Genomic DNA, 14,146 nt, shown 5'->3' on the forward strand with positions numbered 1-14,146 from the left:
GCCGCTGCCCGCAGCGGGTGAAGCCGGGTGCCGCTCAGATGCCGCGCACCAGGCGGAAGCCGATGCGGGCGTTGGTGGTATCCGAATCCTGGGACTGCCGCCAGGCCGCGCGGGTCTGCTCGGGGGCATTGGCCCAGTTGCCACCGCGGATCACCCGCGACCGGCAGCCCGGGTTGAACCAGGCGACGCCATCGGACGGTGCGCGGCGGTAGCTGGCATGCCAGCAATCGGCCACCCATTCGCTGAGGTTGCCGCCCATATCGTGCAGACCGAAGGCATTGGCCTGGAAGCTGGCCACCGGCGCCGGCCCCCACCAGCCATCGCCGTACCCGATAAACGCGTTGTGCCAGTGCCGTCCCGAAGGCGAAACGTCCTTGCTGCCGGTGAAGTTGCCGCTGCCTGGCGGCGGCACGCCGGCATCGCCCCACGGATAGCGGCCACTGCTGCCAGCGCGCAGCGCGTACTCGAACTCGGCTTCGCTGGGCAGCCGGTAGCTGCGGCCGGTCTGCTCGGACAGCCACGCCGCATAATTCTCGGCATCACGCACACTGACGTGCATCACCGGCGAGTTGCCCAGCGCGCGACCGCCGTCGTAGTCGGAACGCCAGTCCACGCCGCTGCGGCGGATGAAATTGCCGCTGCGTTCGTCGTAGACCACCGAATGGCCACGCCGGGTCGCGCGCGGGCGCGCATTGGAGGCTTTCACGTAGCGCTCGAAATCGCTGACGGTGATCTCGGTGATCGCCATGGCAAAGCCGCGATCGAAGCGCACGTAGTGCGACGGACGCTCGGCATCACTCGCGCCCGGCTCGGCGTCGCCTGCACCCATCTGGAAGCCACCGTGGGGCACCACCACCATCTGCGGTCCGCGCCCGCCATCGCGCATCGCATCACTGAACACCTGTCCCGGCCGGAAGCTCCCGTAATGGGTGGCCAGGTCGATGCGCTCGCGAAGCTGGCCCACCACTGCATCACCCGGCAGAGCGATGCGAAGCGCCTCGGCCAGCTTCTCGCGCGCCGGCTTCAGGCCTTGTGGCGTGGCAAGGTCACGCAGTCCGTCATCACGCAGCTGCAGCAGCGTGGCGGCGCGGATCTGCTCGATGCGTTCGAAGGCGTCGGCGATCGTCGGCGACGAATCGCGCACTTTGCTGGCTTCGGCCAGCCAGGTACCCGCACTGGCGAAATCGCGCGCCCGAGCAGCCTGTTCGGCACGGCGGATCAACCCGCTCTCGGCTGCGGCCAGGCCCTGCCGTGCGCGGCTGTTGTCTTCATCCAGCGCCAGCGCCTCACGGAAGTTGCCGATGGCACCGTCGCCATCCTCACCGATACGGTCCGAGCGCAGGTCCTCCTCGCCAGCACGGTTGTAGGCCACCACCCGTTGCGCCAGCTCCACCCGCGCCTGCAGCGCACGCACCCGCTCGTCCTTCGGCGACAGGGTCAGCAACACCAGTGCCTGGCGGCTGGCCTCGGCCAGCGCCTCGCGCTGCTTCAGCGGCCGCACCAGCAGCGCATCGGCCAGCTGCTGCAGTCGCTGGCGGGCACGCTGCAGGCCCAGCCGGGCCTGGCGGTCATCCGGGTCTTCTTCCTGCACCGCCAGCCACAGCGGAATGGCGGCATCCGCATCTTCATAGAGCCGGCCTTCAGCGAACGCCTGCTCGGCGGCGTGCCGCAACTGGGCCAGGCTGCGGCCCTGGCGGTCCACCCGTGGCGGCGTCCACTGCTGTACGTCCTCGGCGGCATCTTCACCGGCGATGGTCACGCTGCCCTGCCCGGCCTGCGAACTGGCATTGGCGCCGGTGTCGGCGCCCTCGGCCGCGCGCGCCTCTTCGCTGGCGGCCCGTTCCGCCGGCGCGGACGGCGACGGCGTGCAGCCGGCCAGGGCCACGGCCAGGGCGGTGCACAGCACGGGCGACAACGGAAAACGCAAGCAGAGCCTCCTTCGGCACAGACGCGGACCGACGTTAGGCTATTCTCCCCTGCCTGAGCAAACCCGAGTAGTAGGCCCTGACCCGTGGCAACCTGGATCACCACCCCCGCCGAGCTGGATGCGTACTTCCAGCAGCGCCCGACGCGCATCGGCCTGGACACCGAATTCATCCGTGAACGCACCTTCTGGCCGCAGCTGGCCCTGGTGCAGATGGCGGTCGGGCAGGACATCCTGCTCATCGACCCGCTGATTCCCGGCATGACCGAGGCGCTTGCGCATTGGCTGGCCGATGAATCCATCACCAAGGTAATGCACAGCGCCAGCGAAGACCTGGTTGCCTTCAAGTGGGCCTGCGGCGTGCTGCCGCGACCGCTGTTCGACACCCAGATCGGGGCGTCGCTGGCCGGCATCGGCGGCGGCATGGGCTACCAGAAGCTGGTGGCGGAGATCACCGGAGTGGCGCTGGCCAAGGGCGAGACCCGCTCGGACTGGATGCGCCGCCCGCTGTCCGAGTCGCAGCTGCAGTACGCCGCCGACGATGTCGAGCACCTGTTCGCACTGCACGACGCCATTGATGCCAGGCTGCAGGCGCTGGGCCGCCAGCAGTGGTTGCACGACGATGGCGAGCGCCTGCTGGCCAGCGTCGCCAACGATGAAGATCGCTGGCCGCACCTGGCGATGCGCTCGGCACAGTTCCTTGATGCCGCCGCACAGCACCGCCTGTTGCGCCTGCTGCGCTGGCGTGATGTGCAGGCACGCAGCAGCGACCGCCCGCGAAGCTGGATCCTGGACAACGAACTGGCCGCCACTCTGGCGCGCACGCCTCCGGCCGACGAGGCAGCGCTGGGCAAGCTGTTCGAGCAGTTCCCAAAGGCACCGCGCAAGCTGGCCGGCGCCGTGTGGCAGGCGCTGTCCACGCCGCTGGCCGACGAAGCCGACGCGCCGCTGGCGCTGCCGGCCAACGACAGCAACAAGCAGGCGCTGAAGAAGCTGCAGGATGCCGTGGCCGAACGCAGCCGCGAGCTGGGACTGCCAGATGGCATCCTTGCCTCGCGCAAGCACCTGGAAAGCTATCTGGAACGTCGCCAATGGCCCGCCGCACTGGCCGGCTGGCGCCAGCAGGAACTGGAGTCGCGCCTGCAGGCGCTGCTGCCGGGGAACTAGCAACCCGCATCGGCCGCCTCACGGGGCGGCCCTGCCAATGCTCGACAAGGACATTGCTGCGTGCCTGCATGGCCCTCTTCCTGCATGTCACGATGGATGATCGGCTCGCTGCTGCTGGCCAGCAGCACCCCTGCATGGATCACAGCAGCCAGCTCAACGCCTACGCGGCACTGACGGGCGGGCTGGACCTGGCCCGTTCGGTTCACTACCTCGCGCTTTCGGCACGCCTGATCGAACCGGCCCCCGCTGCCAGCGAGCAGGACAAGTTCGAACCCTGGCTGCATCCGCACGCCCTGATGCTCGGCTATTTCCCGGAATCGAGGCGTAGAGACAGGGCCAGGGCACACTCGCCTACCGGCCCGAGCTGCTGCTTGCCTTTCCGCTGCACATGGACGATCCGCAACGCGAACGCCTGTACCGGGTGACGGGATTCACCTTCAAGCCTCCTGCTGAATGCCATCGACACGGCAGCCGCATGTCCTGCTTGCCGCCGCTAACGACCGCGCTTCTAATGTCCAGCCTCGTACTCGCTGGATTGCAGCAATGACAAACGGATTTGCAAAAGACGGGCTTTCCCCCGAAGACCTTGCCTGGCGCGTGCAGGCGCGCACTGCGCTGCAGGAACGGCGCTATGCCGAACTCGATGCGTTGCTTGCTCCACATGAGCTGGCCTGGCTGCAGGGAGAGAATGCGCTGCCCGGCATCCGCTGGCGGCTGCGCAACCTGCACGACGCCACGCTGACGCTGGAAGCCCGCCTGCAACAGGCCCAGCAGTGGGCCTCGGCCGCCCCCGGCAGCTACTACGCCTGGCTTTGCCTGGGCGCCTGCTGGCAGGACGCTGCCGGCGAACTGCGCAGCGCCGACGTGGCCGCACTGGTCGAAGACAGCCAGTGGCTGGCGGCGCAGCTGGCCCGCGACCATGCCGTGCACGCCTACCTGCAGGCGATGCCGCTGTCGCCACGACCTGCGTTGGCGCTGGATGGCATCAAGCGCATCACCAGCTACCTGCGCGAACCGAACTGGCTGCGTGCGCTGCAGGCCGGGGAACCCGCCGCATCCGATGACGCCACGCTGGCCGAGCACTACCCTCAAGCCTGGCCAAAGGCATTGCAGCTGCTGTCGCGCTTCGGCACGCCGTTGCAGACGCTGCCGGATACGCTGCCCCCGTTGCTGCGCGAGCGCAGCCAGGACGATTTCGACGCACCACTGGCGTACTGGATGCGCCTGGTGCTGGAGCAGCGCCCGGACGATCTGGCCACGCAGGAAGACACCCTGTACTTCCTGTACCCGCGCTGGGGCGGCAGCCATGAGGCGATGGAGAACTTCATCGAGGGCAGCTGGTGCCGTGGCCTGGAACTGGCGCAGAGCAACGCGCTGCGGTGGCACAAGGAGCAGGACTGGATGGGCGATCTGCCCCACCGCGAGGATGCCGACGCCGTGGCCGCGCACGAGCGCGCCTACACGCAGATCCTCGACTGGCACCTGGACCGCCACCTGCGCGCGCAGGTGCTGGCCCAGCGCGCCGGGCTGCGCTACCGTCTTGGCCGCGTTGAAGACAGCGAAGGCGTCGTGCAGTGGGATCCGGACCACATGCAGGCGGTGCTTGAAGATCTGCAGCAGGCATGGACATTGGACCGCGATGTGGTCCTGCATGAGGGGCTCGGCAACCTGGAGGCCTGCGCCTGGTTCGCCAATGTCGACGGCGCCGGAGCACTGTTCGCACAGGTGGTGGACTATGCCGCGCGCGAAGGCGATTCGGCGATCGGCCTGCTGTGGGCCGCCACCGCCATCGAGCATGGCCTGCTCGGCCAGGCCAGCGACCCGACACGCGCCAGTGTCCTGCTGCAGCGCGCGTTGAAGCTTGCGCAGCAGGACGACACCTCGGCGGTGACGTTCGCCGCCAATCTGTTCTGTGATGTTTCGCAAGCCGCAGGCCTGTCGCTGCTGCAGCGCATGGCGGACGATGGCGACGCCGGCGCGATGTCGGCACTGTGCGACCTGTACAAGGGCCGCCTCGGCGGCCGCGACCAACCGCAGTTCGCCGATGCGGAAAAGGCCGCCTTCTGGCAGGAGCGTGCGGTGGAAGGCGGCGACCTGATCGCCACCTACAACCTGGCCGTGCGCCTCGTCGCCGCAGGCGGCGCGGAGAATGAAGCGCGTGCGCGCGAGCTGTACCTGCGCTGCCTGGATGAGGCCGAGGCCGGCGAGCGCGTGTGGGGCCCAACCTGCCGCAACCTGGCCTGCCTGGCATTCGATGGCCGGAACGACGCGCACAAGCGCGAAGCGGTCGAACGCGCCTTGATTCCGCTGTGGTGGCGCGGCGACGACGACGACAAGCTGTGGGCTGCCAGCTATCTGGCCGACATCTACCACTTCGGTAGCGGCGTCCCGGCCAATGCATTCCTCGCCCTGACCTGGCTGCAGCGTGCCAGCGAGATCGATTCGGAGTATGTGGACGTGGTACGCATGGCACCGCTGATCAACGGCGAAGGCCGCTGGTTCGGTGCCAGCCGCGCACGCAAGCAGCAGGAACAGGACCGGCAGCAGGTGGACAGCGCCACCTGGGCCCTGACCTTCGGCCAGCGCAGCCAGGACAGCAACCTCACTGCGGTCTGAAGCAACGAAAAGGGCGGCCCGGTAATCCGGGCCGCCCTTCTCATTCCAGCAGCGCGATGGCGGGATGCCCCGCCACCGCGACAGCGCATTACCAGTTCATGTTCAGCGAGACACCGACGGTACGCGGTTCGTTGTAGACCGCGGCCATGTAGTTCTCGATCACACCCTTGAGGTTCTTCTCATTGGTGATGTTGCGCGCGAACAGCGCCACTTCGTAGGCACCGTAGTTGCCCGAGTAGCCGATCTTCAGGCCACCCTCGAAATCGCCCTTGGAGTTGAACTCCTTGCTGTCGTACAGCACGAAGCTGGTGTAACCCTGCTTGTTCCAGTCGGTGGATACGAACATGGTGCCCGCGTCGCTGACCGGGAAGTCGTAGCGGGCGGCCAGGTTGACGTTGTACTTCGGCGCGTTCGGCAGCGGGTTGCCGTCGATCTGGGCGAAGGTGTTGGCACCGACCTTGATGGTCGGGTCATTCACCGTGCACACCACCTGGCCGTTGAGGCCGCAGACCTGCGCATACACGCGCTTGTCCTTGATCTCGCTGTGCAGCAGGCTGACGCCGGCGCTCAGGGTCAGGTTCGGGATCGGGCGCAGCTCCATGTCGGCTTCAAAGCCGTAAGCCTTGGCCTTGTCGGCGTTGAACAGCACGCCGTTGCCGTCCGAATCGTTGCCGTTGAGCTGGATGTCGTTGACGGTGTAGGTGAACGCGGTGGCGTTCAGGCGCAGGCGGTTGTCCCACAGGCTGCTCTTCACGCCCGCTTCCCAGGACAGGATGGTCTCGGAATCGGCGGTGGTGAAATCGGCGTTGAACACCGCCGAACGCCCCTGGATGGTCGGGCCACGGAAGCCACGCGCGACCTTGGCGTAGACGCTCACGTCCGGCGTGATCTGATACATCGCGCTCAGATCCCAGCTCGGGGTGGTGTCGGACATCCTGACGTCGGTGCGGCCCTTGTAGGTGACCACGCCAGCGGCAGTGTCAGCGGTCTTCAGCAGGCGGGTGTGCTTCTCGTCCTTGGTCTGGCGCAGGCCGGCGGTGACGGTGAACTTGTCGGTGAAGGCGTAGCTGATCTGGCCGAAACCGGCCCACGAGGTGTTCTTGTTGCGCAGGCGCACCCAGTTGTTCGGGTTGCGGGCCGCGCCCTGCAGGAACCACGCGCGCTGGTAGAAGTCGGTGGTGTCGCTGCCGTTGAAGTAGAACGCACCGGCCTGCCACTGCAGGGCGCTGTCATCATGGCTGGCCAGGCGGAATTCCTGGGTCCACTGGTCCAGGTCACGGATGCGGCCCATCGACTGGCCGTAACCGTTCGGCACGCCGTTCACCGGGAAGTTCACCGCGGCGCCGCCGTCGGTGTCGCCGCGGCTGTAGCCGGAGGTGGTTTCGTAGGCGGTGATCGAGGTGAAGTCGATCGCGCCGAAGTCATAACGCGCCTTCACCGAACCGCCGTAGGTCTTGTAGGCCTGCGGGTTGTTGTCGGCTTCGTCGTAGGCGACCTTGTCGCGCGGCACGTCGGTCTTGTTCGAGCCCTTGGTCAGCGCACCGCGCAGGAACAGGGTCGAGGTGCCCTCGTAATCACGGGCGTGGGCCGAGGCCAGGATCGAGAACTGGTCGCTCGGGGTCAGCAGCAGCTGCGCGCGTACGTTGCGGTCATCGAAGCCGCCCATGGCGTTCTTCTTCGGGCTGACCGTGCCGTCGGCGCTCGGGCCGCGGTAGGTGTTGTCGACGTAGTCGTCGCGGTGCTGGTACAGGGCCGACACGCGGAACGAGGCGATGTCGTTGATCGGGCCGCCGAAGCCGCCGTCGATCGACACGCTGTTATAGGTCGCATAGCTGGCACTGACGCGGCCGGTGTAATCCTGGGTCGGCTTCAGGGTGTCGAACTTGACGATGCCGGCGGTGGTGTTGCGGCCGAACAGCGAACCCTGCGGGCCGCGCAGCACTTCCACCTGGTCCACGTCATAGACCGGGTTGGACTTCAGCACCACGTGCTCCAGCACCACGTCGTCCTGGATGATCGACACCGGCTGCGAGGCACCCAGGTAGAAGTCGATGTTGCCCAGGCCGCGGATGTAGAAGCGCGGGAAGATGCGGCCGGTGGTGGTTTCCGCATACAGGCTCGGCACGCGGCCGGACAGCGCCAGCAGGGTGTCATCGCCGCCGGCGGTGAAGTCGCGCATGCGCTCGCCCTGCACCACGCCCACCGAGACCGGCACTTCCTGCAGGTTCTGCTCGCGGTGTTCGGCGGTCACGGTGATGGTGTCCAGCCCGGTTGGGGTCGGCGCGCTGTCCTGCGCGGCGGCACCGAAGCTGCCGACCAGGGCCAGGCCGGCACAGGCCAGAGCCAGCGGGTGGCGGCGGAAGGAAACAAGGGAAGACGACAGACCCGACAGGCGGCGGGAATCGGAATGGGAGGGCATGAAATGCTCTGAGGAGGCGTCCGTGCGGCCTGCGCGGGCCGGGCGGCAAAAAGGAGGAGAACTGCGCAAGCCGCCATTATCCCCCAAATTGTTACGATTTCGTTGCGCGGCGCCCAAACCCGGCGAAACAAGCGGTTTCGGCACAGTCACCCGCTGATGTGCCTCGCGTCTCGACACGAAATTCCTTTGATCGGCTTGGCAAGCGGCAGGCGCTTGGCTAGACTGAAGCCCTGCCGTGGGGCCATAGCTCAGCTGGGAGAGCGCGTCGTTCGCAATGACGAGGTCAGGAGTTCGATCCTCCTTGGCTCCACCACTATTCAGAAGAACCCGTAGATCTTCGTGATCTGCGGGTTTTTCTTTTCAGCGCCGGCAACTCAGGCCGGCTCCTGGTCGCCGTCCTTGCGCTGCGGGCCGCGTGAGTGCGCATCGCGCACCTGTTGGTCGCGCTGCCCGGGCCGCTGCTTGGCCACATCGTCCTGTTTCCTGTCCTGGCGGCTTTCCTGGACGCCCTGCTTCGGGTCCTGATCCTTGTCTCGCTCGTTCATCGAAAACTCCCTCGTCGGCGGCAGGCCAACGCTGTGCACCACGCTAGAGGCTGGCGGGTAATCCACAGGTCAGTCCTGCGCCAACGTCATGTGCAGGCACTGGCTTGCCGCCATTGCCCCCGCGCAGCCAGAATCCGAGGGCCAACGCCCACCGGTACGCCATGCCCTCTTCTGCCCAGCACGCAGCACACGCCGTGCCGATGATCATTGATGCGACCGACGGCAGCATCCAGCTCGGCAATCTGCCGACTCTGATCGGCCCCACCCTGTCACGGGATGAGGCACGTGTCGCCTTCGTCACGCTGATGCATGGCGAGCGCGATGTCGGCACCGGCTACGTCTGGCTCAGCCTGCACCAGCTCAGCCTGGGCGGTGCGCCCGCTGGCATCAGCCTGTGCTTTCACGGGCAACAGCTCGACATGGTGACGATGGGCGTCGATCTACCCGGTGCAACGTTGGAAGACGGCTGGCCGACCCAGGCCGCGATCGATGCCGAAGTCACCTTCATGCGCCGCACGCTGGGTGCGGCGCTGGGTCGCAAGCTGGCCGGCGGCCACGCCCGGTTCGACTGGGGCGAAGCCTGGGCCCGTTTCGATCCGAAGGGCTTCATGGCCAGCAGCGGTATCCGCTACGCGCCACGCTCCTGACCCCGCTCAGGTCCGTGTGATCGACACTCCACCCTCCACGCGCATCGCGGTTCCGGTAACGAAACTGCTTTCATCGCTGGCCAGGAACAGCGCCGCGTTGGCGATCTCCTCCGGCTCGGCCATGCGCTTCAGTGCGTGCAGCGAGCGCACGAAGTCGCGCGCATCGCCGGTCGGTGCCGCCTGCCGGCCCATCTCGGTATCGGTGCCACCGGGCAACAGCACGTTGCTGCGCACGCCGCGCGCACCGTATTCGGCGGCGATAACCTGGCTCAGGCCGATCACCCCGGCCTTGCTCGACGCATAGGCCGCCATGCCGGGGAAGCCCACGGTGTGGCCGACAAAAGTGCCAACGAACACCAGCGAGCCGCCGCCGCGCGCCAACAGTGCCGGCAACTGCGCGCGTGCCGCATGGAAGGCCGCATCCAGATTGGTCGCCATCACCTCGCGCCAGGCGTCCACCGGGAACTCCGCCGCCGGCACGCCCGGGCCGAGCATGCCGGCATTGTTGAGGGCAATGTCCAGGCCGCCGAAGGACTGCTGGGCCAGATCGACCAGCGCTTGTGCCGTGCCCGGGTCAGCCACGTCAGCGGCATGCGCCACGGCTTCGCCACCGGCGGCGCGAATCTGCTCGGCCAGCGCCTGCAGCGGCTCCGGCCGCCGAGCGTTGAGCACCAGCTTCGCCCCTTCGGCGGCGAAGCGCAGCGCGCTGGCGCGGCCGATGCCGGCGCTGGCTCCGGTGATGAGGGCGATCTTGTTGTTCAGGCGCATGGTGGCAGTACCGGTTGTGAAGTGGCCGCCACGATGCCGCGCATCTCCCCTGCCGACACTCCGTTTCCGGGCCTGGCCCGTCGGTGCAGGAAACGGAGTTTCCGCAGCACCGGCACGTGCCAGAATCCGGCCATGGACAGTACCGCCACCACCGCCTTCGATGCCCGCGTCGAACGGGTCTGCCGCCACCTTCAGGCGAGCCTCGACGAGCCTTCGCTGCAGGAGCTGGCCGACATCGCCGGCTGCAGCCCGACCCGCCTGCATCGTCTGTTCAAGCAGGCCACCGGGCTGACCCCCAAGCAGTACGCCGCCGCGCTGCGCGCCGACCGCCTGCGCACCGGACTGGAACAACAGGAGCGCATCACCGATGCCTTCCACGATGCCGGCTTCGGTTCCAGTGGGCGCTTCTACGAGAACGCACCGAAGTTGCTGGGCATGACACCCAAGCAATGGCGCGCAGGTGGTCGCGGCGAAGTCATCCACTTCGCGCTTGCCGAAAGCTCACTGGGCAGCGTGCTCGTGGCCAGCAGTGCCACCGGCGTGGTTGCGATCCTGCTCGGCGACGATCCGGAGACGCTGCTGCAGTCATTGCAGCAACGCTTCCGCCAGGCCGAACTGGTCGGTGCCGACCAGGGCTATGAGCAACTGGTGGCACAGGTGGTAGGCCTGGTCGAGGATCCTTCGCGAGGCGCCACGCTGCCGCTGGATATCCGCGGCACCGCGTTCCAGCAACGGGTGTGGCAGGCACTGCAGCAGATTCCGCGCGGGCAGACCGCGTCGTATGCGGATGTCGCCGCGCGCATCGGCGCCCCGCGCTCGAGCCGTGCGGTGGCCCGCGCATGCGCGAGCAACCCGCTGGCGGTGGCAGTCCCCTGCCACCGCGTGGTGCGCCGCGATGGGGACCTGTCCGGCTATGCGTGGGGCGTAGCGCGCAAGCGCGAACTGCTGCGCCGGGAAAAGGCCTCGACTGCCTGAAATCGGTGCCCACCTTGGTCGGCACGCTTAGCTTCCGGTAGCTGCCGACCTTGGTCGGCACGCCGCCAAGCCCTCAATCCAGCTTCACCACCAGCTTGCCAAAGTTGCGCCCCTGCAGCAGCCCGAAGAACGCCTCCGGCGCATTCTCCAGCCCTTCCACCACATCCTCGCGGTACTGGATGCGACCTTCGCGCAGCCACTGCCGCATCTCGCGTTCGAAGTCCGGCCACAGGTGGTTGAAGTCGTGCACGATGAAACCACGCACGGTCAGGCGCTGGCGCAGGATCTGGCTGAACAGTGCGGGCAACCGGTCCGGGCCGGGCTGCTCGATGCCCCGCTCGTTGTAGGTGGCGATGGTGCCGCACACTGGAATGCGAGCGAAGTCGTTGAGCAGCGGCAGCACTGCATCCAGCACATGGCCACCGACATTTTCGAAGTACACGTCGATGCCGGCGGGCACTGCCGCACGCAGTTGATCGGCAAAATCAGCCGCGCGATGATCCAGCGCCACGTCCACGCCCAGCGTCTGCAGGTAGGCACGCTTGGCTTCGCCACCGGCGATGGCGACCACGCGCGCGCCCTGCAGCTTGGCCAGCTGGGCGACGGTCGCGCCCACCGGCCCGGTCGCGGCAGCCACCACCAGCGACTCACCCGGCTTCAAACGGGCGATTTCGTGCATGCTGGAATAGGCGGTGAAGCCGGGCATGCCATATACCCCCAGCGCGGTACTCAGCGGCAGGCCGGCCGGATCCAGCCGACGCCCCAGCGCCTTGGCCGGCAGCACTGCGTGGGTCTGCCAGCCACCCGGCGCCAGCAGCAGATCTCCGACCGCCACACCTTCGGCGTTGGATCGCAGCACTTCGGCCACGGTCTGGCCCTCCATCACCGCGCCCACCGCCACCGGCGCGGCATACGAGGGGCCCTCGTCCATGCGTCCACGCATGTACGGGTCCAGCGACAGGTAGCGGTTGCGCAGCAGCACTTCGCCATCCCCCAATGCCGGCAGCGCAGCCTGTTCCAGGCGGAAGTTGGCCGCGCCTGGTGCGCCCTGCGGACGCGAGGCCAGCACGATACGGGAGGTGGAGGTAGCGAGGGAATCGGACATGGTGACCGGCTCTGCTGTTGCCAGCATCAGGAAAGGAATGCCGACACTACGCCGCAACGATTGCCGGCGACGGCCATGAAAACAGCGTTCCATGGACCGGCGCGGCGCGGGTCCGGCGCAGCCCTTGCCCTTGCAGCTTTGGCGATCGCGGCGATCTGCTGATTTCCACCGCAGACGATGATCGACTGACCACGCCCCCGCCCCACAACGGAGGATCAAGCACTTGCGAGCCCACAGACGGCAATGTGAAGAAATCTTGGCAAAACGCTTGCCGAAGGCAGCCGACCTCCGTAATATACGCGTCCTTGGCAGCGACCTCGCTGCAACGAAACATGTGGCCGAGTAGCTCAGTTGGTAGAGCAGGGGATTGAAAATCCCCGTGTCGGCGGTTCGATTCCGTCTTCGGCCACCACTTTCGAAGGCCTGCAGAAATGCGGGTCTTTTTTTTCCGGAAACCGGGTTTGATCACGGTTGCCACACAATTTGGCCGAGTAGCTCAGTTGGTAGAGCAGGGGATTGAAAATCCCCGTGTCGGCGGTTCGATTCCGTCTTCGGCCACCATCTTCAGAGACCTGCAGAAATGCAGGTCTTTTTTTTGCGTGCGGCCTGCCATCCACGCATGGCGTGGATCTACCTGGCGCTGGCCCCTTCCATGGCCTCGATCCATGCCGGGCCACCGCCGTCTGGTTGACGAAACATTTACACCGGTACCCGCCGCGGCACCTACGCTGCAGATTCCTGCCGGAGCCTGCCGATGCAATTGCGCCCCACCCTGCTCGCCTGCCTGCTGCTGGCCGCCGCCCCGGTGATCGCCGCCGAACCGGTGCGTGCAGTCGACACGCTGGACATCGACCGCTATGCAGGCCAATGGCACGAGATCGCTCACCTGCCGGTGTCATTCCAGAAGCAGTGCGTCGGCGAGATCACCGCCAACTACGGGCTGCGCCGCGATGGCCGCATCAGTGTCACCAATGCCTGCCGCAACGCCGACGGAGAACGCGTAATCGCCGAAGGCGTTGCACGCCCGGTGGCTGGCCATCCCGGCCAACTGCAGGTGCGCTTCGTTCCGGACTGGCTGAGCTGGGTGCCACTGGTCTGGGCCGACTACTGGGTGCTGGCGCTGGACCCGGACTACCAGTGGGCCCTGGTTGGTGAACCGGACCGGAAATACCTGTGGATCCTCTCGCGCCTGCCGGAAATGGACCGCGCCCGGTTCGAGCAGTTGAAGGAAAAAGCCGAAGCCATGGGCTACGACCTGCGCCCGCTGCGCCTGATGGCCCCGCTTCGCGATACGCCCGCCGATTGAGCCGCAGTTCAATCCGTACGCGCACCGTGCGCCCGAAGATCCAGCGCTGCGCACGCCCCGCCGCCATCTTCACGCGCTACCCTCTGCGACGGCTCGCCACAGGCGATCCAAACGACCATACGCCGTAGTATGCTTATTCCAACGCACCGCCTCCAGAGGACCTGCGCCCATGCTCCACCGTTTCCGTATCGCCTTGATCGTCCTGTGCACCCTCGCCCTTGCCGCCTGTGGCAACGGCATCGTCAAGCGTGTTTCGGAACCGGCGGCCAGCCTGCAGCAGCTGACCGTGCGCGCCGACGGCAACTGGACCGTGGCGCTGCGCCTGCAGAACTTCAGCTCGATGCCGATGACTTTCGATGATGTGTCGCTGGCGCTGAGCGTCGGCGATGCCGAGGCCGGCACCCTGCAGGCCAAGCCCGGTATCTCCATCGGCGGCACCTCCGCGGATGTCATCAATGTCGACCTGGTGCCCAGTTCGGCCGCACGCCTGGTGGTGGCCGATGCACTGGCCGGCAACCGCACCCTGGCCTATGGCCTGAAGGGAACGGTCGCGGCCACGCCGCAGGAAAAGAAGCAGCGCAGCTTCGATATCAGCAGCCGCAGCACCCTCAACCAGGCCCCGGGCCTGCCGGGCGTGCTGCGCTGATTTCCACCTTCCGTCGCGGCGCCTGGCG

At 67.1% G+C, this 14,146-nt stretch carries 12 protein-coding genes and 3 tRNA genes; 10 read left to right on the forward strand and 5 right to left on the reverse strand.

Features of this window, described 5'->3' with window-relative positions:
- Positions 1–34: 34 nt before the first annotated feature.
- The gene (locus AC5P68_RS06000; protein WP_414497981.1) at positions 35–1,927 is read right to left on the reverse strand and encodes a formylglycine-generating enzyme family protein; all 1,893 of its coding nucleotides are present in this window, start codon (positions 1,925–1,927) and stop codon (positions 35–37) included.
- 84 nt (positions 1,928–2,011) lie between these two features.
- On the opposite strand from AC5P68_RS06000, the gene rnd reads away from it, so the two are divergent.
- The 3 genes from rnd to AC5P68_RS06015 all read left to right on the forward strand — a co-directional run bounded on the left by rnd (position 2,012) and on the right by AC5P68_RS06015 (position 5,707).
- Complete coding sequence (gene rnd / locus AC5P68_RS06005) at positions 2,012–3,091, forward strand: ribonuclease D (RefSeq protein ID WP_005414035.1); 1,080 nt, start codon at positions 2,012–2,014, stop codon at positions 3,089–3,091.
- Positions 3,092–3,159: 68 nt separating this feature from the next.
- Complete coding sequence (locus AC5P68_RS06010; protein ID WP_053091541.1) at positions 3,160–3,516, forward strand: hypothetical protein; 357 nt, start codon at positions 3,160–3,162, stop codon at positions 3,514–3,516.
- A gap of 118 nt (positions 3,517–3,634) precedes the next feature.
- Positions 3,635–5,707 carry a DUF4034 domain-containing protein gene (locus AC5P68_RS06015; RefSeq protein ID WP_414497980.1) on the forward strand — a complete coding sequence of 691 codons (2,073 nt, stop codon included), beginning with the start codon at positions 3,635–3,637 and terminating at the stop codon, positions 5,705–5,707.
- Positions 5,708–5,795: 88 nt separating this feature from the next.
- Here the strand turns inward: AC5P68_RS06015 and AC5P68_RS06020 are convergent, their stop codons facing one another.
- Positions 5,796–8,126 (reverse strand): TonB-dependent receptor, encoded by a 2,331-nt coding sequence (locus tag AC5P68_RS06020; protein WP_414497979.1) that lies wholly within the window; start codon positions 8,124–8,126, stop codon positions 5,796–5,798.
- 237 nt (positions 8,127–8,363) lie between these two features.
- Between AC5P68_RS06020 and AC5P68_RS06025 the strand changes: the two genes are divergently transcribed.
- Positions 8,364–8,439: transfer RNA gene (locus AC5P68_RS06025), tRNA-Ala, on the forward strand.
- A 61-nt stretch (positions 8,440–8,500) separates the two neighbouring features.
- Here the strand turns inward: AC5P68_RS06025 and AC5P68_RS06030 are convergent.
- Complete coding sequence (locus tag AC5P68_RS06030) at positions 8,501–8,671, reverse strand: hypothetical protein (protein WP_005410406.1); 171 nt, start codon at positions 8,669–8,671, stop codon at positions 8,501–8,503.
- 161 nt (positions 8,672–8,832) lie between these two features.
- On the opposite strand from AC5P68_RS06030, the gene AC5P68_RS06035 reads away from it, so the two are divergent.
- On the forward strand, positions 8,833–9,318 hold the full coding sequence (locus AC5P68_RS06035; protein WP_043035605.1) for a hypothetical protein: 486 nt from the start codon (positions 8,833–8,835) through the stop codon (positions 9,316–9,318).
- A 6-nt stretch (positions 9,319–9,324) separates the two neighbouring features.
- On the opposite strand, the gene AC5P68_RS06040 is transcribed toward AC5P68_RS06035, so the two are convergent.
- The gene (locus tag AC5P68_RS06040; protein ID WP_043035603.1) at positions 9,325–10,086 is read right to left on the reverse strand and encodes an SDR family oxidoreductase; all 762 of its coding nucleotides are present in this window, start codon (positions 10,084–10,086) and stop codon (positions 9,325–9,327) included.
- A gap of 132 nt (positions 10,087–10,218) precedes the next feature.
- Here AC5P68_RS06040 and AC5P68_RS06045 point away from each other — a divergent pair, with 132 nt between their 5' ends.
- On the forward strand, positions 10,219–11,061 hold the full coding sequence (locus tag AC5P68_RS06045; RefSeq protein WP_005410409.1) for a bifunctional transcriptional activator/DNA repair enzyme AdaA: 843 nt from the start codon (positions 10,219–10,221) through the stop codon (positions 11,059–11,061).
- A 73-nt stretch (positions 11,062–11,134) separates the two neighbouring features.
- Here AC5P68_RS06045 and curA read toward each other — a convergent pair whose 3' ends face one another.
- Entirely contained in the window at positions 11,135–12,166 is a 1,032-nt protein-coding gene (gene curA, locus AC5P68_RS06050; protein WP_322534844.1) for an NADPH-dependent curcumin/dihydrocurcumin reductase, read from the reverse strand.
- Positions 12,167–12,502: 336 nt separating this feature from the next.
- On the opposite strand from curA, the gene AC5P68_RS06055 reads away from it, so the two are divergent.
- The 4 genes from AC5P68_RS06055 (at position 12,503) to AC5P68_RS06070 (ending at position 14,118) form a co-directional block, all read left to right on the forward strand.
- Positions 12,503–12,578 (forward strand) — tRNA-Phe (locus tag AC5P68_RS06055).
- Positions 12,579–12,651: 73 nt separating this feature from the next.
- Positions 12,652–12,727, forward strand: a tRNA-Phe gene (locus tag AC5P68_RS06060).
- 193 nt (positions 12,728–12,920) lie between these two features.
- Positions 12,921–13,472 (forward strand): lipocalin family protein, encoded by a 552-nt coding sequence (locus tag AC5P68_RS06065; RefSeq protein WP_033833224.1) that lies wholly within the window; start codon positions 12,921–12,923, stop codon positions 13,470–13,472.
- Between the two features lie 169 nt (positions 13,473–13,641).
- The gene (locus AC5P68_RS06070; protein ID WP_033833225.1) at positions 13,642–14,118 is read left to right on the forward strand and encodes an LEA/WHy family protein; all 477 of its coding nucleotides are present in this window, start codon (positions 13,642–13,644) and stop codon (positions 14,116–14,118) included.
- The last annotated feature ends 28 nt before the right edge of the window (positions 14,119–14,146 follow it).

This window comes from Stenotrophomonas sp. YJH_SMC_58 (assembly GCF_059369635.1).

Coding starts and splice junctions, on each gene's coding strand:
- AC5P68_RS06010 (WP_053091541.1), top strand. CDS start 3,160: ATGGCCCTCTTCCTGCATGTCACGATGGATGATCGGCTCGCTGCTGCT.
- AC5P68_RS06015 (WP_414497980.1), top strand. CDS start 3,635: ATGACAAACGGATTTGCAAAAGACGGGCTTTCCCCCGAAGACCTTGCC.
- AC5P68_RS06020 (WP_414497979.1), bottom strand. CDS start 8,126: ATGCCCTCCCATTCCGATTCCCGCCGCCTGTCGGGTCTGTCGTCTTCC.
- AC5P68_RS06030 (WP_005410406.1), bottom strand. CDS start 8,671: ATGAACGAGCGAGACAAGGATCAGGACCCGAAGCAGGGCGTCCAGGAA.
- AC5P68_RS06035 (WP_043035605.1), top strand. CDS start 8,833: ATGCCCTCTTCTGCCCAGCACGCAGCACACGCCGTGCCGATGATCATT.
- AC5P68_RS06040 (WP_043035603.1), bottom strand. CDS start 10,086: ATGCGCCTGAACAACAAGATCGCCCTCATCACCGGAGCCAGCGCCGGC.
- AC5P68_RS06045 (WP_005410409.1), top strand. CDS start 10,219: ATGGACAGTACCGCCACCACCGCCTTCGATGCCCGCGTCGAACGGGTC.
- curA (WP_322534844.1), bottom strand. CDS start 12,166: ATGTCCGATTCCCTCGCTACCTCCACCTCCCGTATCGTGCTGGCCTCG.
- AC5P68_RS06065 (WP_033833224.1), top strand. CDS start 12,921: ATGCAATTGCGCCCCACCCTGCTCGCCTGCCTGCTGCTGGCCGCCGCC.
- AC5P68_RS06070 (WP_033833225.1), top strand. CDS start 13,642: ATGCTCCACCGTTTCCGTATCGCCTTGATCGTCCTGTGCACCCTCGCC.